Origin of the sequence: Streptomyces sp. CB01373, from assembly GCF_002803075.1 — a bacterium.
In the GTDB taxonomy this organism is placed as follows: Bacteria; Actinomycetota; Actinomycetes; order Streptomycetales; family Streptomycetaceae; genus Streptomyces.
The window spans coordinates 304447-323709 of the sequence record NZ_NNBK01000005.1 but is presented as its reverse complement, the minus strand read 5'-3'; the positions used below and the strand labels follow the sequence as shown (position 1 = coordinate 323709).

Annotated in this window: 19 protein-coding genes; 16 read left to right on the top strand and 3 right to left on the bottom strand. The window is 71.3% G+C overall.

The genetic code is table 11. The annotated features are described in order from the left end of the window. Window positions 1-64 precede the first annotated feature (64 nt). From CG719_RS10390 to CG719_RS10370, 5 genes are read left to right on the top strand one after another with little or no spacing between them, the layout of a single operon-like run. Window positions 65-1684, top strand: coding sequence for a peptide ABC transporter substrate-binding protein (locus tag CG719_RS10390; RefSeq protein WP_100568242.1), 1620 nt, complete (start codon window positions 65-67; stop codon window positions 1682-1684). A gap of 5 nt (window positions 1685-1689) precedes the next feature. Beyond that, window positions 1690-2613 carry an ABC transporter permease gene (locus CG719_RS10385; protein WP_100568241.1) on the top strand — a complete coding sequence of 308 codons (924 nt, stop codon included), beginning with the start codon at window positions 1690-1692 and terminating at the stop codon, window positions 2611-2613. Further along, entirely contained in the window at window positions 2606-3598 is a 993-nt protein-coding gene (locus tag CG719_RS10380) for an ABC transporter permease (RefSeq protein WP_100568240.1), read from the top strand. Before CG719_RS10385 ends, CG719_RS10380 begins: the two co-directional genes overlap by 8 nt. 7 nt (window positions 3599-3605) lie before the next feature. Continuing rightward, window positions 3606-4592: an ABC transporter ATP-binding protein gene (locus CG719_RS10375; RefSeq protein ID WP_100568239.1), complete on the top strand. Its 987-nt coding sequence runs from the start codon at window positions 3606-3608 to the stop codon at window positions 4590-4592. Next, complete coding sequence (locus CG719_RS10370) at window positions 4573-5667, top strand: ABC transporter ATP-binding protein (protein ID WP_100568238.1); 1095 nt, start codon at window positions 4573-4575, stop codon at window positions 5665-5667. Before CG719_RS10375 ends, CG719_RS10370 begins: the two co-directional genes overlap by 20 nt. A 53-nt stretch (window positions 5668-5720) precedes the next feature. On the opposite strand, the gene CG719_RS10365 is transcribed toward CG719_RS10370, so the two are convergent. Then, window positions 5721-7850: a S9 family peptidase gene (locus CG719_RS10365; RefSeq protein ID WP_100568237.1), complete on the bottom strand. Its 2130-nt coding sequence runs from the start codon at window positions 7848-7850 to the stop codon at window positions 5721-5723. Between the two features lie 197 nt (window positions 7851-8047). Between CG719_RS10365 and CG719_RS10360 the strand changes: the two genes are divergently transcribed. Further along, on the top strand, window positions 8048-8242 hold the full coding sequence (locus CG719_RS10360; RefSeq protein WP_100568236.1) for a hypothetical protein: 195 nt from the start codon (window positions 8048-8050) through the stop codon (window positions 8240-8242). Window positions 8243-8306: 64 nt separating this feature from the next. On the opposite strand, the gene CG719_RS10355 is transcribed toward CG719_RS10360, so the two are convergent. Then, window positions 8307-8516 (bottom strand): DUF397 domain-containing protein, encoded by a 210-nt coding sequence (locus CG719_RS10355; RefSeq protein ID WP_100568235.1) that lies wholly within the window; start codon window positions 8514-8516, stop codon window positions 8307-8309. Further along, a complete protein-coding gene (locus CG719_RS10350) occupies window positions 8513-9397 on the bottom strand; it encodes a helix-turn-helix domain-containing protein (RefSeq protein WP_100568234.1) in 885 nt (294 codons plus the stop codon). The genes CG719_RS10355 and CG719_RS10350 overlap by 4 nt, the downstream gene beginning before the upstream one ends. A 142-nt stretch (window positions 9398-9539) precedes the next feature. Here CG719_RS10350 and CG719_RS10345 point away from each other — a divergent pair, with 142 nt between their 5' ends. From CG719_RS10345 to CG719_RS10295, 10 genes are all read left to right on the top strand, one after another. After that, complete coding sequence (locus CG719_RS10345; RefSeq protein WP_100568233.1) at window positions 9540-10007, top strand: ATP-binding protein; 468 nt, start codon at window positions 9540-9542, stop codon at window positions 10005-10007. 227 nt (window positions 10008-10234) lie between these two features. After that, window positions 10235-11203, top strand: coding sequence for a helix-turn-helix domain-containing protein (locus CG719_RS10340; RefSeq protein WP_199836589.1), 969 nt, complete (start codon window positions 10235-10237; stop codon window positions 11201-11203). 52 nt (window positions 11204-11255) lie between these two features. Continuing rightward, window positions 11256-11873, top strand: coding sequence for a Uma2 family endonuclease (locus CG719_RS10335; RefSeq protein ID WP_100568231.1), 618 nt, complete (start codon window positions 11256-11258; stop codon window positions 11871-11873). 85 nt (window positions 11874-11958) lie between these two features. Then, window positions 11959-12855: an N-acetyl-1-D-myo-inositol-2-amino-2-deoxy-alpha-D-glucopyranoside deacetylase gene (mshB, locus tag CG719_RS10330; protein ID WP_100568230.1), complete on the top strand. Its 897-nt coding sequence runs from the start codon at window positions 11959-11961 to the stop codon at window positions 12853-12855. Beyond that, on the top strand, window positions 12852-13268 hold the full coding sequence (locus CG719_RS10325) for a DUF6113 family protein (RefSeq protein ID WP_100568229.1): 417 nt from the start codon (window positions 12852-12854) through the stop codon (window positions 13266-13268). Before mshB ends, CG719_RS10325 begins: the two co-directional genes overlap by 4 nt. 159 nt (window positions 13269-13427) lie before the next feature. Then, complete coding sequence (locus CG719_RS10315) at window positions 13428-15566, top strand: hypothetical protein (protein ID WP_199836588.1); 2139 nt, start codon at window positions 13428-13430, stop codon at window positions 15564-15566. Between the two features lie 173 nt (window positions 15567-15739). Next, window positions 15740-16669: an ABC transporter ATP-binding protein gene (locus CG719_RS10310; protein ID WP_199836587.1), complete on the top strand. Its 930-nt coding sequence runs from the start codon at window positions 15740-15742 to the stop codon at window positions 16667-16669. Continuing rightward, window positions 16666-17406, top strand: coding sequence for an ABC transporter permease (locus CG719_RS10305; protein ID WP_100568226.1), 741 nt, complete (start codon window positions 16666-16668; stop codon window positions 17404-17406). The genes CG719_RS10310 and CG719_RS10305 overlap by 4 nt, the downstream gene beginning before the upstream one ends. Window positions 17407-17411: 5 nt before the next feature. Further along, entirely contained in the window at window positions 17412-18614 is a 1203-nt protein-coding gene (locus CG719_RS10300) for a sensor histidine kinase (protein ID WP_100568290.1), read from the top strand. After that, the gene (locus CG719_RS10295) at window positions 18611-19225 is read left to right on the top strand and encodes a response regulator transcription factor (RefSeq protein WP_100568225.1); all 615 of its coding nucleotides are present in this window, start codon (window positions 18611-18613) and stop codon (window positions 19223-19225) included. Before CG719_RS10300 ends, CG719_RS10295 begins: the two co-directional genes overlap by 4 nt. The last annotated feature ends 38 nt before the right edge of the window (window positions 19226-19263 follow it).

The window sequence follows — 19263 nt, the reverse complement described above, 5'->3', positions numbered from 1 at the left end:
GCCATGCGATATGTGGTTCATGTGCTGATATGTCATGAGGTCACCGCATCAGGAGGAGGCACCCATGCGTGGAGTCGCGCACGCCCGGTGGGCCGCGGGCGCGGCGGTGGCCCTGCTCGTCCTCGCCGGCTGCGGCGGCGGGGGAACCGGCGTCGGCGCCAAGGCGCTGACCGCGTCCTGGGGTGACCCGCAGAACCCGCTGGAGCCGTCCAACACCAACGAGGTGCAGGGCGGCAAGGTGCTCGACATGATCTTCCGCGGGCTGAAGCGGTACAACCCGATGACCGCCAAGGCCGAGAACATGCTCGCCGAGCGCATCGACACCACCGATTCGCGGCACTTCACCATCACCGTCAAGAACGGCTGGAAGTTCAGCAACGGCGAACCCGTCACCGCCCGTTCCTTCGTCGACGCCTGGAACTACGGCGCGAGCCTGCGGAACAACCAGAAGAACGCCTACTTCTTCGGCTACATCGAGGGCTACGACAGGGTCCACCCCGAGAGCGGCAGGCAGAGCGCCGACACCCTCTCCGGCCTTAAGGTCACCGGCCCGCGCACCTTCACCGTCACCCTCGGCCAGAAGTTCTCCACCTTCCCCGACACCCTCGGCTACGCCGCCTTCGTCCCGCTGCCCCGCACCTTCTTCACGCACCACGCCGCCTGGCTGGAGACGCCCGTCGGCAACGGCCCGTACACCATCGAGTCGTACACCAGGGGCGCGCAGATGACGCTCAAGAAGTGGGACGGCTACCCGGGGCCGGACAAGGCGCGCAACGACGGCGTGACCCTGGTGGTCTACACCGACAGCAACACCGCGTACACCGACGTGCTGGGCGGCAATCTCGACCTGGTCGACGACATCCCCGCCGGGCAGCTGAAGAACGTGCGGACCGACCTGGCCGGCCGCTACATCAACAGCCCGGCCGGCATCCTGCAGACGATCGCCTTCCCGTTCTACGACCCGAAGTGGAACACCGGCGGGGCGCGCAAGGTCCGCACCGGCCTGTCCATGGCGATCAACCGCAAGCAGATCACCGAGACCATCTTCCGGCGCACCCGCACCCCGGCCACCGACTGGACCTCACCCGTCCTCGGCACGGACGGCGGCTTCAAGCCGGGCCTGTGCGGCCACGCCTGCGACTACGACCCCGCCGGGGCCCGGAAGCTGGTCCAGGAGGGCGGCGGACTCCCCGGCGGCCAGGTGAGGATCACGTACAACGCGGACACGGGCTCGCACAAGCAGTGGGTGGACGCCGTGTGCAACTCCATCAACAACGTGCTCGGCAACGACCGGGCGTGCGTGGGCAACCCGGTCGGCACCTTCGCCGACTTCCGCAACCAGATCAGCGGGCACCGGATGACCGGACCCTTCCGGGCCGGCTGGCAGATGGACTACCCGCTGATCCAGAACTTCCTCCAGCCGCTGTACTACACGGGCGCGTCCTCCAACGACGGCAAGTGGTCCAACCAGCGATTCGACCACCTCGTCGACCAGGCGAACGCCGAGACCGACCGGCCCCGGGCGATCCGGCTCTTCCAGCAGGCCGAGGGCGTCGTACGGGACAACATGGCCGCCATCCCGCTCTGGTACCAGAACGGCAGCGCAGGCTACTCCGACCGGCTGCACGACGTGACGCTCAACCCGTTCAGCGTCCCCGTCTACGACGAGATCAGGGTCGGCTGATCCGCATGGGACGCTATGTCGCCAGACGGCTGCTCCAGATGATCCCGGTGTTCTTCGGGGCCACCATGCTGATCTTCCTGATGGTGAACGTGATGGGCGACCCCATCGCCGGACTGTGCGGGGAGCGCGCCTGCGACACCGCGACCGCCGCCCAGCTCAGACGGGAGTTCGGCCTCGACAAGCCGCTGTGGCAGCAGTACGCGACCTACATGGGCAACGTCTTCACCGGTGACTTCGGCACCGCCTTCAACGGACAGCCCGTCACACAGCTGATGGCGTCGGCGTTCCCCGTCACCATCCGGCTGACCATCGTCGCGATCCTCTTCGAGATCGTCGTCGGCATCACCCTGGGCGTGCTGACCGGGCTGCGCCGCGGCCGGCCCGTCGACACCTCGGTCCTGGTCCTCACCCTGGTCGTCATCTCCGTCCCCACCTTCGTCACCGGCCTGCTGCTGCAACTGCTGTTCGGCGTCAAGTGGGGCTGGATCAGGCCCTCGGTGTCCCCGGCGGCGGCCTTCGGCGAGCTGATCGTGCCCGGCCTGGTCCTCGCCTCCGTCTCCCTCGCCTACGTCACCCGGCTGACCCGTACCTCCATCGCCGAGAACCGGCGCGCGGACTATGTGCGCACGGCCGTCGCCAAGGGAGTGCCCCGGCGCCGGGTCGTCGTCCGGCACCTGCTGCGCAACTCCCTGATCCCCGTGGTCACCTTCATCGGCACCGACATCGGCGCGCTGATGGGCGGCGCCATCGTCACCGAGCGGATCTTCAACATCCACGGCGTCGGCTACCAGCTCTACCAGGGCATCCTGCGGCAGAACACCCAGACCGTCGTCGGCTTCGTGACGGTCCTCGTCCTGGTCTTCCTGGTCGCCAACCTGCTCGTGGACCTGCTCTACGCCGTACTCGACCCGAGGATCCGCTATGCCTGAGCAGGCGCGGGAGCCTGAGCGCCCCATCGCCGGGACCGGCATGGGCGGCGCGATGGACCTCGCGGCGAGCGAGGCGACGACACTGGAGCGGGGTCCGGGCGGGCCTGCGGGGCCGCATCCATCGGCCGCCTCCGGCGGACGGGCCCGCTCCCTGTGGTCCGACGCCTGGCGCGACCTGCGCCGCAACCCGGTCTTCCTGCTCTCCGCGCTGGTGATCTGCTTCCTGGTCCTCATCGCGCTCTGGCCGTCCCTGATCACCTCCGGCAATCCGCTCACCTGCGACCTGGCCCGCGCCCAGGACGGGTCCGCGCCCGGCCACCCCTTCGGCTTCGACGGCCAGGGCTGCGACGTCTACACACGCACCGTCTACGGGGCCCGCGCGTCCGTCACGGTCGGTGTGTGCGCCACGCTCGGGGTGGCGCTCCTCGGCTCGGTGCTGGGCGCGCTCGCCGGATTCTTCGGCGGCGCCGGGGACGCCGTGCTGTCGCGGGCCACCGACGTCTTCTTCGCCATCCCCGTCGTCCTCGGCGGTCTCGTCCTGCTGTCCGTCGTCCCGAGCAGCACCGTCTGGCCGGTCGTCGGGTTCATCGTGCTGCTCGGCTGGCCGCAGGTCGCCCGGATCGCGCGCGGCTCCGTCATCACCGCCAAACAGCTCGACTACGTCCAGGCGGCCCGCGCCCTGGGCGCGTCCAACTCCCGCATCCTGCTGCGGCACATCGCGCCCAACGCCGTCGCCCCGGTGATCGTCGTCGCCACCATCGCGCTCGGCACGTACATCGCCCTCGAGGCCACCCTGTCCTACCTCGGGGTCGGGCTGAAGCCGCCCAGCGTCTCCTGGGGCATCGACATCTCCGCCGCCTCGCCCTACGTCCGCAACGCCCCGCACGCGCTGCTGTGGCCCGCCGGGGCGCTGGCGATCACGGTCCTGGCCTTCATCATGCTCGGCGACGCGGTGCGCGACGCCCTCGACCCGAAGCTGAGGTGACGGCGCCATGCTGCTCGAAGTCCGCGATCTGCACGTGGAGTTCCGGACCCGGGACGGAATCGTCCACGCCGTCAACGGAGTCGGCTACGAGGTGGAGGCGGGCGAGACGCTCGCCGTGCTCGGGGAGTCCGGCTCCGGCAAGTCCGTGACCGCGCAGGCGGTCATGGGCATCCTCGACGTGCCGCCCGGCCGGATCAGCGGCGGGCGGATCCTCTTCCGCGGCAGGGACCTGCTGGAACTGAAGGAGGACGAACGGCGGCGGATCCGGGGCGCCGAGATGGCGATGATCTTCCAGGACGCGCTGTCCGCGCTGAACCCGGTGCTGACCGTCGGCGACCAGCTCGGCGAGATGTTCGTCGTGCACCGGGGCATGTCCCGCAAGGACGCCCGCGCCAGGGCCGTGGAATTGATGGACCGGGTGCGCATCCCGGCCGCCCGGCAGCGCGTCGGCGACTACCCGCACCAGTTCTCCGGCGGCATGCGCCAGCGCATCATGATCGCGATGGCGCTGGCCCTGGAACCGGCGCTCATCATCGCCGACGAGCCGACCACGGCCCTCGACGTGACCGTCCAGGCCCAGGTGATGGACCTGCTCGCCGAACTCCGGCGCGAGTACCGCATGGGGCTCGTGCTCATCACCCACGACCTGGGCGTGGTCGCGGACGTCGCCGACCGGATCGCGGTGATGTACGCGGGCCGGATCGTGGAGTCCGCGCCGGTGCACGACATCTACAAGGCGCCCGCCCACCCGTACACCAGGGGTCTGCTGGACTCGATCCCGCGCCTGGACCACAAGGGCCGGGAGCTCTACGCCATCAAGGGCCTGCCGCCCAGCCTTCTGGCGATCCCGCCCGGTTGCGCCTTCCACCCGCGCTGCCCCATGGCCCGGGACGTGTGCCGCACGGACGTACCGCCCCTGTACGAGGTCTCCGAAAGCCGCGTCAGCGCCTGCCACTTCTGGGGGGAGTGCCTGGATGGCAGAGCAGACGGCTGAGCGGACCGCCGAGCCGATCCTGGAGGTCAGCGGACTCGTCAAGCACTACCCGCTCACCCGGGGCGTGCTGTTCAGGAAGCAGGTCGGGTCGGTCAAGGCGGTCGACGGCGTCGACTTCACCCTGGGCCGGGGCGAAACGCTCGGCATCGTGGGCGAGTCCGGCTGCGGCAAGTCGACGGTCGCGAAGCTGCTGTGCAACCTGGAGCGGCCCACCGCGGGCGAGATCCGCTACCGGGGCGAGGACATCACCCGGCTGTCCGGCCGGGCGCTGAAGGCGGTGCGCCGCAACATCCAGATGGTGTTCCAGGACCCGTACACCTCGCTCAACCCCCGTATGACGGTGGGCGACATCATCGGGGAGCCGTACGAGATCCACCCCGAGGCGGTGCCCAAGGGCGACCGGAGAAGGAGGGTCCAGGAGCTGCTGGACGTCGTCGGCCTCAACCCGGAGTACGTCAACCGCTATCCGCACCAGTTCTCCGGCGGTCAGCGCCAGCGCATCGGCATCGCACGGGGGTTGGCGCTGCGGCCCGAGATCATCGTCGCCGACGAGCCGGTCTCCGCGCTCGACGTCTCGGTGCAGGCCCAGGTGATCAACCTGATGGAGCGGCTTCAGCACGAGTTCGACCTGTCGTACGTCTTCATCGCGCACGACCTGTCGATCGTGCGGCACATCTCCGACCGGGTGGGGGTGATGTACCTCGGGCGGATCGTCGAGATCGGCACCGACGAGCAGATCTACGACCACCCCACGCACCCCTACACCCAGGCGCTGCTGTCCGCCGTGCCCGTGCCGGACCCGGGGGCACGGGAGCGCCGGGAGCGGATCATCCTCTCGGGGGACGTGCCGTCGCCGACGGCCATCCCCTCCGGCTGCCGCTTCCGCACCCGCTGCTGGAAGGCGCGGGAACGCTGCACGCTGGAGGTGCCGGAGCTCGCGGTGCCCGAGGAGTTCCGGCACGACACCGGGCCGGCCGTGCACGACTCGGCGTGCCACTACGCGGCGGAGCTCCAGGTGGTGCCGCCGGAGGAGCGGGACACCGACGGACGGGGCAGCGGCACCAGGGCGCCGTGACCGCAGCGCTGTGGGGCCGGGGCGGCGTGCCGTGTGCCGCCCCGGCCCCGTGCTCAGCCGAGTCCCAGGGAGCGCTTGAGGAAGTCCACCTGGAGCAGCAGCAGGTTCTCGGCGACCTGCTCCTGCGGAGTCATGTGGGTGACCCCGGACAGCGGCAGCACCTCGTGCGGGCGCCCGGCGGCGAGCAGGGCGGAGGACAGCCGCAGGGCGTGGGCGACCACCACGTTGTCGTCGGCCAGGCCGTGCACGATCATCAGCGGCCGGTGCGGCTCGGCGGGCGAGGACAGCCCGTCGTCGGTGACCAGGGAGCTGTGGGCGTACACCTGCGGAACCTGGTCCGGGTGGCCCAGGTACCGCTCGGTGTAGTGGGTGTCGTACAGGCGCCAGTCGGTGACCGGGGCGCCCGCGATGCCCGCGTGGAAGACGTCCGGGCGGCGCAGCACGGCCAGGGCGGCCAGGTAGCCGCCGTAGGACCAGCCGCGGATCGCGACCCGGCCGAGGTCGAGCGGATACGTCCTGGCGAGGTCCCGCAGGGCCTCGATCTGGTCGTCGAGGGTGACCGTGAAGTCGTGGTGGACGGCCTTCTCCCAGGCGGGGGAGCGGCCCGGGGTGCCGCGGCCGTCGGCGACGACCACCGCGAAGCCCTGGTCGGCGAACCACTGGGAGGTGAGGTGCGCGTTGTGCGCGGCCACCACGCGGGAGCCGTGCGGGCCGCCGTAGGGGTCGAGGAGGACGGGCAGGGGAGCGGAGCCGGCAGTGTCACGGGGGTAGTCCGTAGGCATAAGCACGGCGCACGGGATTCGGCGTGCGCCCCCCTGGGTGAGGGTCACGCGCGGGGACAAACCGGGGTCTTCGGCATGGGAGCGGATGGTGGCCACCGTCCGGCCCTCGCGCACCACCCGTACCCGGGCGCCCGGCCGGTCGAGCGTGGCGGAGACGAGGACGGCCACGCCTCCGGCGCGCACCGCGCTGTGCACACCGGGCTCCTGGCTCACGCGTTCCACGCCGAGTTCGTTGACGCGGTAGACGTGCGTCTCGCCGGTCTCCGGCTCGGCCGCCTCCTCGCCCGCCGAGGCGGAGACCAGCACGTCGTCGTCCGCCACGTCCAGTACCGCCCGCACATGCAACTGTGCCCCGGTGAGCGGTCGTTCGCCGACCGCCAGCACCCGCGCGCCGCCCTCGTCGGCGACACGCACGAGCTGCCCCGAGGGGGACCAGCACGGCACCCCAGGGAAAAGATCAAGCCAATCTTGATCTTCGTCGGCGTGCACCATGCGGGTCGCCCCGGACTCCGGGTCCACCGCCAGGTACAGCTGGCTTCGCTGGTCGCGCGCCTGTACGAGGAGCAGTGGCGCCCCCGCCGCTGACCAGTGCACATGAGCCAGATACGGGTAGCGGGACCGGTCCCAGAGGACCTCCGTGCGGGTCCCGTCCAGACCGAACACGAACAACTGTACGTCCGCGTTGGGGGTGCCGGCGGCCGGGTAGGCGACGCGGCCCGGCTCCCGCTCCGGATGCGCCGGGTCGGAGATCCACCACCGCCGCACCGGCGTGTCGTCCGCGCGCGCCACGAGCAGCCGGTCCGACTCCGGCGCCCACCAGAAGCCGCGCGAACGCTGCATCTCCTCGGCCGCGATGAACTCCGCGAGGCCGTAGACGACACCCTCGGACTCCGGTTCGGCGAGCGCCCGGTCACCGTCGCCCTCGGCGCCGACCACCCGAAGGGACCCGGCGGTGACGTAGGCGACGTGCCGTCCGTCGGGGGACGGGCGGGGGTCGATCACGGGTCCGGGAACGGGCAGTTCACGTGCCGTACCCGCCCGCAACTCGGCGGTGAAAAGCCGCCCTGACAAGGCAAAAGACGCCAACTCCGCGGCGGTGTCGGTGGCGTAGCCGACGATGCCGGCACCACCCTCGCGACTGCGTTCACGGCGTGCCCGTTCCTCGGCCGAGAGGTCCTCGGAGGCACCGGCGAGGAGGGCGCGCGGGTCGGCGGCCACGCGCTCCGCACCGTTGCCAAGGTCGAGCACCCAGAGGGAGTTGGCCCGGTCTGTACCGGATCCGGAACGCAGGAACACGACACGGGAGGCGTCGGGAGCGACGGTGAACGCACGCGGCGCGCCGAGCGTGAACCGCTGGGTGCGCGCGTGCCGTCGGGGGAAGGAGACAGGCTCGGTCGTCATGCCATGACCATATTGGCCATGCGCCCCCTTGTGCGGCTGTGCGCCGACCGATGCGCGCGTGCGGAAAGTTATGATCGTTAGCGCATAGTGGGTATGAACCTGCTGCCCGCTGTGTGGATTTATCTGCCCCCATCGTCCGACGACCCCCGATACCCCCGACACCCCCCGCGTCCCGGGAACTTTGGAGGTGAGCCGCCGTGGCACTTTCGATTTCGGCGGTGCTGCTGCTGGTGATCATCGTCTTCTTGTTGATCAAGAAGTCGGGCCTCAAGGCGGGTCACGCGATCGTGTGCATGCTCCTGGGCTTCTACCTGGCGTCGTCCACGGTAGCCCCCACGATCAGCGAACTCACCACTAACATCGCGGGGATGATCAGCGGCTTCAAGTTCTGACCCCGCGGGTCGTGACCCTTGGTGGTGGGGCGAGGTCAGCCCCACCACACACGGGCGTTCGCCGTCAGTCTTCGGAGGCGTACGAAACGAAGTGGACCCAGGCTCCCGGCGTCATCGCGAGCCGGGGCCCGTCGACGTGCTTCGAGTCGCGGACGTGGACGGTGCTGGGCTCGGCGGCGATCTCGACGCAGGAGTCGGTTTCCGCGCCGCTGCTGTAGCTGCTCTTGAACCACACCAGGTCAGAGGTGCCCTTTGCCGAGGCCTTGTGGCTCATGTCTCCCCCAGCAGTTGCTCGATGAAGGCAGTCGACTCACGGGGTGTGAGGGCCTGCGCCCGGATGATGCCATACCGCAGTTCCAGGAGACGAAGCTGCCTCAGGTCACTGACTGGCCGGCCGTTGGCGACTCCCGGTGAGCGCCCCACTGCCGTGCCGTCCTCGAACTTCAGCACCTCGATCCCTCCGTCCACCCCGGCGTGCTCTTCGTGGTCCAACGGCATGACCTGGATTTCGACGTTCCGCAACTGCCCGACCTCAAGCAGGTGTTCGAGCTGTCGGCGCACGACCATTCTGCCCCCGAGGCGTCGCCGGAGCGTCCACTCGTCCTGAATGAAGCTGAGTTCAGGCGCAGGGTCTCGCTCGAATACGGCCTTGCGGGCCATGCGCGCGGCCACACCTCGCTCCACATCGTCTGCCGCATAGGCGGGGCGCCTCATATGGAACAGCGCTCGCGTGTAATCGGGCGTCTGGAGCAACCCATGGACGGTCAGGGGGTCGTAGAGCTGAAGCTCAACCGCCCGCGCCTCCAACTGCGCGAGATCCCGAACCTTCTTCGGATACCGGACCTTCTTCAGGTCCTCCTTCATCTCCGAGACGAGTCCCCCCGCGTTCAGTACCGCGTCCGCCGCGTCCAGATACTCGGGCCGCGGGATCCGCTTACCGCTCTCGATCTTGTACACGAGATCGTCGCCGTACCCGACCGCCGTGGCGAACTCGGGGACGCGCATCCCCGCCGCCTCTCTCCGGAGTTTCAACTGCCGCCCCACCGTGGCGACCACGGCGAGCGCCCAGTCGTCGTCCGGGTCCACTTCCCACCCCGGCTCGTCCAGCGTCTCCGAGTCGACCCGGGTCCGTACCGCCTCACCGTCCACCGACATGTGCGCGCCCTTCCGTAGTGCGTGTCGTACTCGTAAGAACGCCATCGACAGCTTGGACAGCACCGGACAAGCAGTGGACGGTGACCCTACGCAACAGCTTGATCACTCGCCACGGTAAGCCTGCTCGGCCACGCTGAGTGACGTGAATCAGGAAATTGCCGAGCCCACTGTCCAACTCCACGCCCATGTCCACAGCTTCAGCGTCCTTCTGTCGTCCACCCCGCGAGGCGCCCGCCTGGCCCGGCTGCTCGCCGCCGACCAGCTCCGTAAGTGGGAGCTCCCGGCCGAGGCGGCGAGCCACGTCGTGGCCGAGTTGGCGGCGAACGCGGCCACCCACGGCCGGCTCCCCGGCCGCAGCTTCCGCCTGACGCTCTACGTGGTCGGCAGCACGCTCCGTATCGAAGTCACCGACACACGCGGTGACCGGCGCCCGAAGCTCCAAGAGCCGGATGCGGATGCTGAGTCGGGCCGTGGCCTGTTGCTGGTGGACGCCCTCGCCGACCGCTGGGGCGTCGCCGAGGAACGCTTCCCGCGCAAGACGATCTGGGCCGAACTGCGCCTGTCGCCACCGGAACCCGCCCCCACGAGTTCCGGTGCCGCCGACGACTGAAAGCAAAGAAACGAGGGAGAAAGAACCTCCACCAAGCCCCACCCCTCCCGCCCGTGGCACGCGCTCACTCGGGCGGGTGAACATCCCCGGCTCGGCTGGATTTCGTGGCCCCCAGCGGCTCTACGCTCAGCCCAAGGCAGCACGACAACCGCAGACATGCGACGGCCCCCGCCGGGACGGCAATCCCAGTGCGAGGGCCTGACCACCGAGGAAGAGAGAGCTTCCCGATGGGTACCCCGAACCCTAGCGTGCCCCCGCACGCCCAGTCCCGTATTGCGGGCGACAAGCACCCGAACCGAGGCCACCACACAGGCGGCCTGGTCCACGACAACACCCGCCACACCACCCGCTTCACGGTGATTGGCAACCACCTTGCCCAGCACCGCGAGCTGTCGCTGCTCGCCATCGGCCTCGGCGTGCACCTCCAGTCGCTGCCGAAGGGCGCCCGCGTCGACATCAAGACCCTCACCGTGCGCTTCCCCGAGGGAGCCACTCGTATCGCCGCCGCCCTGCGGGAGTTGGAGTCCCACGGCTACCTCCGCCGACCCCGCGAACGCGCCCCCGGCGGCCGTATCGTCACCCGCACGATCTCCTGCAACCAGCCGGCCGCGGCCCGCCACCACCACGCCGACGCACCCGACCCCGCTCCCGACCGACCCGCCCGACCGGTGACGGCTCCGACGCAGACCGAGAACCGCGGGAGCCGTGAGGAACGCGAGAGCGGCGGCGAGAAGCAGGCGACGTGCGAGACAGGCAGGCCGCGCGGGAAGCGGCCGCCCCGCAAGCCGCTCCCCGCCGTCCCGCGCCCCGCGTGCTCCGCCCCCGCACTCCTCAAGGCGGCCACCGACCTCCTCGCGGACCTCCGCCGCCATGACTCCCGCCTCCTGCTCTCCGCCTGCGACACGGCCCACCTGGCCCCGGGAGTCGCCGCCTGGCTGGAACGCGAGGTGGGCCCCGCCGCCGTACGCCAAGCCCTGACCGCCGATCTCCCGCCCGAGGAGCTACGGCGGCCCGCCGCCGTGCTGGCTCACCGCCTGACCGCCCAGCTCCCACCGCCGCTGCCGTTCCGCGCCCCGGCCGTCCCGCCGCCCGTGCGGCACCCGCTCCAGACCTGCGAGGGCTGCGACCGCGCCTTCCGCGCCCCCGAACCCGGCCGCTGCCGCGACTGCCGAACCGACCTCCAGGAGGACGCCTAGCATGAACGTGACGATCCTTGCCCCTGGGCACAGACGACGAGGAGCGAGCGCCATGGCCGTCGTACCGGACCACGCGAAGCAGGGCGGCTCCCACCTGTACCGGGCCATGCGCGACTTCGTTCGGTCCGCGGACGACACGCTGCCGGGCAAATTCGAGATCACCAGGGAAGGGATCGTCCTCGACATGATGTCGCCGAGCGGCCGCCACGAGCTGACCGCGCTGCGGCTCCGGAAGCGCCTGGAGAGGGTGATGCCGGAAGAGATCGTCGCCCACACCGGCGAGCCCGACGTGGAGAACGAGCCCGAAGGCGTCATGCGCCGCCCGGACGTGATGGTGATCGCCGAAGAGGACATGGACACCGAAGGGTCCATCGATCCCCGAACGATCGTCGCCGCCATCGAGGTCGTCTCCCGTTCGAACCCGGGCAACGACTGGGTGGGCAAAGTGCGGGACTATCCGCTGCTCGGCATCCCCGTCTACGCCGTCTTCGACCCGCGCACCGGCGAAGGCGCGGTCTTCACCGACATCCACCCCACTCCGGACGGTCCGCGCTATGCGACCCGCAAGGACTTCGTCTACGGCGAGGACGTCACCATCGGCGACTGGACCATCACGACGGACGGGCTGCCGCGCTATCGGGGGGACAGCGCTGAGGAAGCCGAGTCCTGAACGCGCTCCCCGTGCCGTCTCCGATGCGCCTGCCCCGGCACGGGGAGATGGCCAGGCGGGTTCGGGGGCCTCGTAGGGTGGGCCCATGACGGAACGGGCCGCTCGGCGGCTGATGCTGGTGCACGCGCATCCCGACGACGAGTCGATCAACAACGGTGCGACCATGGCGCGCTACGCGGCCGAGGGCGCCCTGGTGACGCTGGTGACCTGCACGCTCGGGGAGCTGGGCGAGGTCATCCCGGACGAGCTGCGGCATCTGGAGGGAGCGGCCGGGCTCGGCCCGTACCGGGGGCAGGAGCTGGCCGCGGCGATGCGGGAGCTGGGAGTCACGGACTTCCGGCTGCTCGGCGGGGCCGGGCGGTACCGGGACTCCGGGATGATGGGGCTCCCCGACAACGACGATCCGGGCTGCCTGTGGCAGGCCGGCCTCGACACCGCCGCCGAGCACCTCGTCGCCGTGATCCGCGAGGTGCGCCCGCAGGTCCTCGTCACCTACGACGACAACGGCGGCTACGGCCACCCCGACCACATCCAGGCCCACCGCGTCGCCATGCTCGCCGTGGACCTGGCCGCAGACCCCGCCGTGCGCCCCGACCTCGGTGAGCCCTGGCGGATCGCCAAGGTGTACTGGAACCGCGTCCCGCGCCCGGTCGCCGAGGCCGCCTTCGCGCGGCTGAAGGACGATCTGCCCGGGCTGCCGTTCGACGAGCCGGCGGCGATCGACGACGTTCCCGGAGTCGTCGGCGACGAGCGCGTCACCACGGCGATCGACGGCGGCGCGTACGCCGCGGCGAAGGCCGCCGCGATGCGCGCGCACGCCACCCAGATCGAGATGGCCGAGCCGTACTTCGCCCTGTCCAACCGGCTCGCCCAGCCGGTCTTCACCACCGAGTTCTACGAGCTGGTGCGCGGGGAACCCGTCGCCGCGCCGGGGGAGCCGGAGACCGATCTGTTCGCCGGCACCGAGAAGGAGGCGTCATGAGTTCAGGGGGAGGGGGCTCCATGCTCGCGCAGCCCCTCAAGCCGCCCTCCGCCGGGCGGGTCGCCGCGTATCTGGGACTCTTCCTGCTCGGCGCGGTGGTCGCGGTCGCCGGTGCCCTGGTGCAGGCCGCCTGGTTCCCCGGCGGGCTGCTGCTCGCGCTCGCGGGTGCCGCCGGGCTGTTCCTGGGCGGGGCGCGGGCCGCGCGCAGCCGGGGCGGGGCCGTGGCGGGCGCGGCCGGCTGGGTCGTCACCGTGTTCGTGCTCACCGCCAGCCGGCCCGAAGGCGACTTCTTCTTCGCGGCCGACAGCGGCTCCTATCTCTTCCTGCTCGGCGGCATGGCCGTCGCTGTGATCTGTGCCACCTTGGCTCCGAGACGGCAACCGCACGACGACGACGCCCGACTTGGCAAGTGACGTACCACTTCTTCCCGGGGTGCCGGTAGGGGTCCACTAGGGGTTTACCCAGCGGTCCCGGGATAAGGGCCCCGAGCGGCCAGTATGGTGGTGCGCGCGCCGCCGAGCCGCCCGCGCTGAGGTCGTAACGTGCGGCGGAGCCAATCGGGAGAACCTGCCTTGAGTCGTGAAACTGACACTCCGTCGTCCGGGCCCAATGGGCGCGGCGGAGCCGCCTACCCCTCGGGAACCCCGCCGTACGGAATCCCGGCGGTCTCCGACGACCGAGCGGACACGGGCCGTTCGGCCGCGCAGCCCGAGGAACGCAAGACCGAGACCACGCTGACGACGCGGATCCGGATCAACATCCCCGGATCCCGGCCGATTCCGCCGGTCGTCGTGCGGACGCCCGTCTCCTCGGAAGGGTCCGAGAGCGACGCCGAGGACACCGGTGGCGAGGCCGAGCAGCCGGCCGCCCCGGCGCCCGAGGTCGCCCCGGAACCGCCCGTCGAGCCCGCGGCGCCCGCGGCGGAGAAGGTGACCAGCGACTGGTTCGCCCCCCGCAAGCCCCAGGCCGGCAAAGGCGGTCAGGGCGGCGGATCCACCAACGGCGCGGCACTGCCGGGTGGTTCGGGCGCACGCGCGGCGATCGGGCCCGGCCCCGGTGCCTCCGGCCCGGGAAGCTCCGTGCCCCGGCCCGTGGGCGCCGGCTCCTCCGGGCCGGGCTCGTCCGGCGGGGGCCGCCCCGGCGGCATGACCGGCGCCATGAACCTGCCCGGCGCTGGGGCCGGCTCCCGGCCCGGCTCCTCCGGCGCCGGCCTGCCCGGGGTCACCGGCGGCCCCGTCGCCCCGGGCCACGGCGGCGGCACCGGGTCCTTCGACGTCACCGAGGCGTTGGGCGCGGGCCCGCACACCGACGGCGGGCCGCGCCGTGAAGACCTGGCGTACTTCTCCGACAACGGCCAGGGCGTCCCCGGTGCGCCGGGCGGCCCGCAGGGCCCCAAGGGCCCGACGAGCGGCCCCGTCACCGGCGACGCGTCGCTGCGGCCGCCCGCGGGCGGCGCACCCGGCGGCGCGGGACGCCCGGGCGGAGTCCCCGGCGCGCGCACGGGGCACCCCGGCAGCGGTTTCAGCGACGACACCGCCGTCCTCACCCCGCAGCAGCAGGTTTCCCAGCCGGGCACCCCCGGTTACGGCGCCCGGCCGGACAACGTCTCCGGGAACACCGTCACCAGCGGCATGCCCGTCATACAGCCGGGGCTCGACCCGTTCGGGCCGGAGGCCGACTGGAGCGGGCCGCAGACGCAGACGCCGCCGGGGCTGTCCGAGCCCGCGCCGCAGAGCGCCGCCGCGGCCGGCGCGCCCAAGGCCAAGAAGAAGGGCCGCAACAAGCTCGTCCTGCTCTGCGGTGCCGTGATCGTCGTCGCCGGTGTCGCCTACGGCGCCGGGCTGCTGATGAACCACTCCGACGTGCCCAAGGGCACCACCGTGCTCGGCGTCGACATCGGCGGCGGCACGCGCGACGACGCGGTCAAGAAGCTCGACGACGCCTTCGGCAGCCGTGTGAACCAGCCGCTGAAGCTGTCGGTCGAGGGCAAGTCCGTGACCCTCAAGCCGGACCAGGCCGGGCTCCAGTTCGACACCCAGGCCACCGCCAGCGCGGCCGCGACGAGCGACTACAACCCCGTGTCGGTGATCGGCTCGCTGTTCGGCAACCACCGGGTGATCCAGCCGCAGATGCCGGTCGACGAGGAGAAGCTCCAGGTCGCCCTGCAGAGCGTCTCGGGCGGCGCCGGGTCGGTGACCGAGGGCGGAATCAAGTTCCAGTCCGGCAAGGCCGTTCCCGTGTACGGCAAGCCGGGCAAGGGCATCGACGTCGGCGGCTCGATCCAGCTCGTCCAGCAGGCGTACCGCGCCCAGGTGGAGACGGGTACGGCCACACCGGTCCAGCTGCCCACGGTCACCCAGCAGCCGACGGTCCCCAACGCCGAGGTCGACCGGATGATGAAGGCGTTCGCGGAGCCGGCGATGTCGGGCCTCGTGAAGGTGCAGACGGACGCCGTGCACTCGGTGCCGTTCAGCCCGGAGAACTCGCTGTGGAAGTTCCTGAGGGTCAAGGCCGTGGACGGCAAGCTCGTCGACTCCTACGACGAGGCGGCGCTCAAGGAGCTGTACGGCAACACCTTCGACGGGATCACGATCGCCAGGGCCACCGGTGACAAGACCCCCGTCACGGTCCAGGACGTGATCGGCGCCCTGCGCCCGGCGTTGATGAGCAAGACCAACCGCGTGGGAGTCATCGACACCGACCCCAGCTAGACACCGCAGCAGCGGCAGAGGGCACCCGGTCCGGCACGGACCCCGGGTGCCCTCTCGTCTTCGTGGCCCGCCCCCCTCCCGCCCTGTCACCTCGCGAACATGACATCTGTCATCCGGCAGTCAGGACCCGCGACACTGCCCGGCACCCCCGCCCGTCGGCCAGCATGTCCGGCATGACGACAACAGCGGAGCGAGCCGGTACCACCACGGTGGTGGGGTTCGACCAGGTGACCAAGACCTACGGGAACGTACGGGCCGTGGACGGGCTGACCCTCGCCCTGCATCCGGGCGAGACCGTCGCCCTGCTCGGCCCGAACGGCGCCGGCAAGTCGACCACCCTCGACCTGCTGCTCGGCCTCAGGCAGGCCGACAGCGGCACCGTCAGCGTCTTCGGCACCACCGCGCGCGAGGCGATCGTCGCGGGCCGCGTGGGCGCCATGCTGCAGAGCGGCGGGCTGATGGAGGACGTCACCGTCGCAGAACTGGTGCGGCTCGCCTGCGACCTGCACCCCAAGCGGTTCAGGACCGCCGACGTGCTGGCCCGGGCGGGCATCTCCCAGATCGCCGACCGCAAGGTGAACAAGCTCTCCGGCGGCCAGGCCCAGCGCGTCCGCTTCGCCCTGGCCACCGCCGGCGACAGCGACCTGATCGTCCTGGACGAGCCGACCACCGGCATGGACGTCTCCGCCCGCCAGGCCTTCTGGGCCACCATGCGCGAACAGGCCGACCAGGGCCGTACGGTCCTGTTCGCCACGCATTACCTGGAGGAGGCCGACGCCATCGCCGACCGGGTGCTCGTCCTGCACCGGGGACGGCTGCTGGCCGACGGCACCGCCGCCGAGATCAAGGCGAAGGCGGGGGCCCGGCGGGTCGCCTTCGACCTGGAGGGCGACATCGACGAGGCCGCGCTGCGCGCTCTGCCCTTCCTGACCTCGATGGCCGTGAGCGGTCAGACCGTCCGCATCCAGTCCTCCGACGCCGACGCGACCGTGCACGCCCTGTACGGGCTCGGCGCCTACCCCCGCAACCTCGAAGTCGCCGGGCTCGGACTCGAGCAGGCCTTCGTCGCCATCACCGAGGCCGAGGAGGCCAAGCAGTCGTGAACAGTCTGATCAGGCTGGAACTCACCCGCGCCCTGCGCAACCGCAAGTTCCTGTTCTTCTCGGTGCTCTACCCCTCGATCCTCTTCCTGATCATCGCGGGCAAGGCGGACGGCGTCACCAAGGTCGACGGCACCGGCCTGACCGTCCCGACGTACATGATGGTCTCCATGGCCTCCTTCGGCGCCCTCACCGCCGTGCTCATGGGTAACAGCGAGCGCATCGCCAAGGAGCGCGAGAGCGGCTGGGTACGGCAGCTGCGGCTGACCTCACTGCCCGGGCGGGGCTACGTCCTCGCCAAGACCGCCGGCGCCGCCGTGGTCAGCCTGCCGTCCATCGTCGTCGTCTTCGTGGTCGCCGCCGCCGTCAAGCAGGTCCGTCTGGAGGCCTGGCAGTGGCTCGCCCTCACCGGCGCGATCTGGGCCGGCAGCCTGGTCTTCGCCGCGCTCGGCGTCGCCATCGGCTACCTCGCCAGCGGGGACGCGGTCCGCCCGATCACGATGATCATCTACTTCGGCCTGTCCATGCTCGGCGGTCTGTGGATGCCCTCGACCACCTTCCCGCGGTGGCTGCAGAACATCGCCGAGTGGCTGCCGACGCACGCGTACGCTGCACTGGGGCGCGCGATCGAGGAGAGCCAGGCCCCGCACGCGAAGGACCTCGCCATCCTCGTCGTCTTCTTCGCCCTGTTCGCGGGCGGCGCGGCCTGGCTGTACCGGAAGGACACGCTGAAGGCGTGAGCGTCATGACGGAAGACCCGCGGCCCGGCGAAGCACGGGCGGACCGGCTGATGCGCATGGGGGAGCCGCCCCGGAACAGGGGCGAGGCGCTGCGCAAACTGGTGTGGATCCTGCCCTGGCTGATCTTCCTCAGCTCGCCGGTGCGGGACCTGGTCTCCGGCGCCCACACGACCGCCGCCACCGCGGCCGGCTGGGCGGGCCTCACGGCCTTCACCGGGACCTATCTGGCGCTGGTCTACCGGAACATGGGGCGACCGTTCTCCGGGCGCGTCGTCGGCTGCCTCGTCGCCGCGCTCGGCGTCCTCGCCGTCGTGCTGTGCCTGACCCTCGGCTCGCAGTGGATCGGCCTGTTCGTGTACGTCTCCGTGGCCTGCGGCGCGACGAACCCGCTGCGGATGGCCTACTGGACGATCCCGCTGACCACGACCGTGATGCTGCTCGTCGCCCAGCACACCGGCGCACAGGGCGAGTGGACCCTGTTCCTGCTGGTGACGCTCGTCGGCTTCGCGATGACCGGCGTACGGCAACTGGTACGCACCACGGTCGACCTGCGCAAGGCCCGCGCCACCGTGGCGCAGCTCGCCGCCAACGAGGAACGGCTGCGGCTCGCCCGCGACCTGCACGACCTGCTCGGCCACTCCCTGTCGCTGATCACGCTGAAGAGCGAGCTGGCCGGCCGGATGCTGCCCGACCACCCCGGCAAGGCGGCCCAGCAGGTCGCCGACATCGAACAGGTCAGCCGCCAGGCCCTGGTCGACGTCCGCGAGGCCGTCACCGGCTACCGGCGCCCCCGTCTGCACGCCGAACTCGCGGGCGCCCAGGTGGCGCTCACGGCCGCCGACGTCATCGCCGACGTGCCCGCCGAGCCCGACCTGCACGGCGTCACGGAGGAGAGCGAGTCCGCGCTCGCCTGGGCGCTGCGCGAGGCGATCACCAACGTCGTACGGCACAGCGGCGCCACCCGGTGCGCCGTCGGCCTGGTGCGCCGCCAGACCCTGGACGGGCCGTTCCTCGAACTGTGCGTCGAGGACAACGGCTCGGGCGGCACCACCGGCGTCGCCAAGGGCCCCGGCAACGGTCTGACGGGCCTGGCCGAGCGTCTGGAGAAGGTGAGCGGGCAGCTGGAGGCGGGGCGCGTCAGGCGCGGCTTCCGGCTCGTCGCCCGGGTGCCTCTGGCCTCCCGCGCGGACGTAGGATCCCCGGCATGAGCCGAACGATCAAGGTCCTCCTGGCCGAGGACCAGTCGATGGTCCGCGAGGCACTGGCCGCCCTGCTCGGCCTGGAGGACGACATCGAGGTCGTCGCCCAGGTGCCGCGCGGCGACGAGGTCGTGGCGGCGGCGCACGCCCACGGCGTCGACGTGGCCCTGCTCGACATCGAGATGCCCGGCTGCACCGGCATCGAGGCCGCCGCCCGGCTCCACAAGGAACTGCCCGCGGTGAAACTGGTCGTGCTCACCACCTTCGGCCGCCCCGGCTATCTGCGCAGCGCCATGGAGGCGGGCGCGGACGCCTTCCTGGTCAAGGACGCCCCGGCCGCGCAGCTCGCCGCGGCGATACGCAAGGTGCTCGCGGGCGAGCGGGTCATCGACCCCACGCTGGCCGCGGCGGCCCTCGCCGAGGGCGCCAACCCGCTGACCGACCGGGAGCGCGAGGTCCTGCGCGCCGCGGCCGACGGCTCCACCAACGCCGAGCTGGCCGCCACCCTCCACCTGTCCCAGGGCACGGTCCGCAACTACCTGTCGACCGCGATCCAGAAGCTCGCCGTGCGCAACAGGACGGAGGCGGTGCGCATCGCGCGGGAGAAGGGCTGGCTGTAGGCCGGCGCCGCTTTCCGGCGGGTTCGGTTCACCAGGCC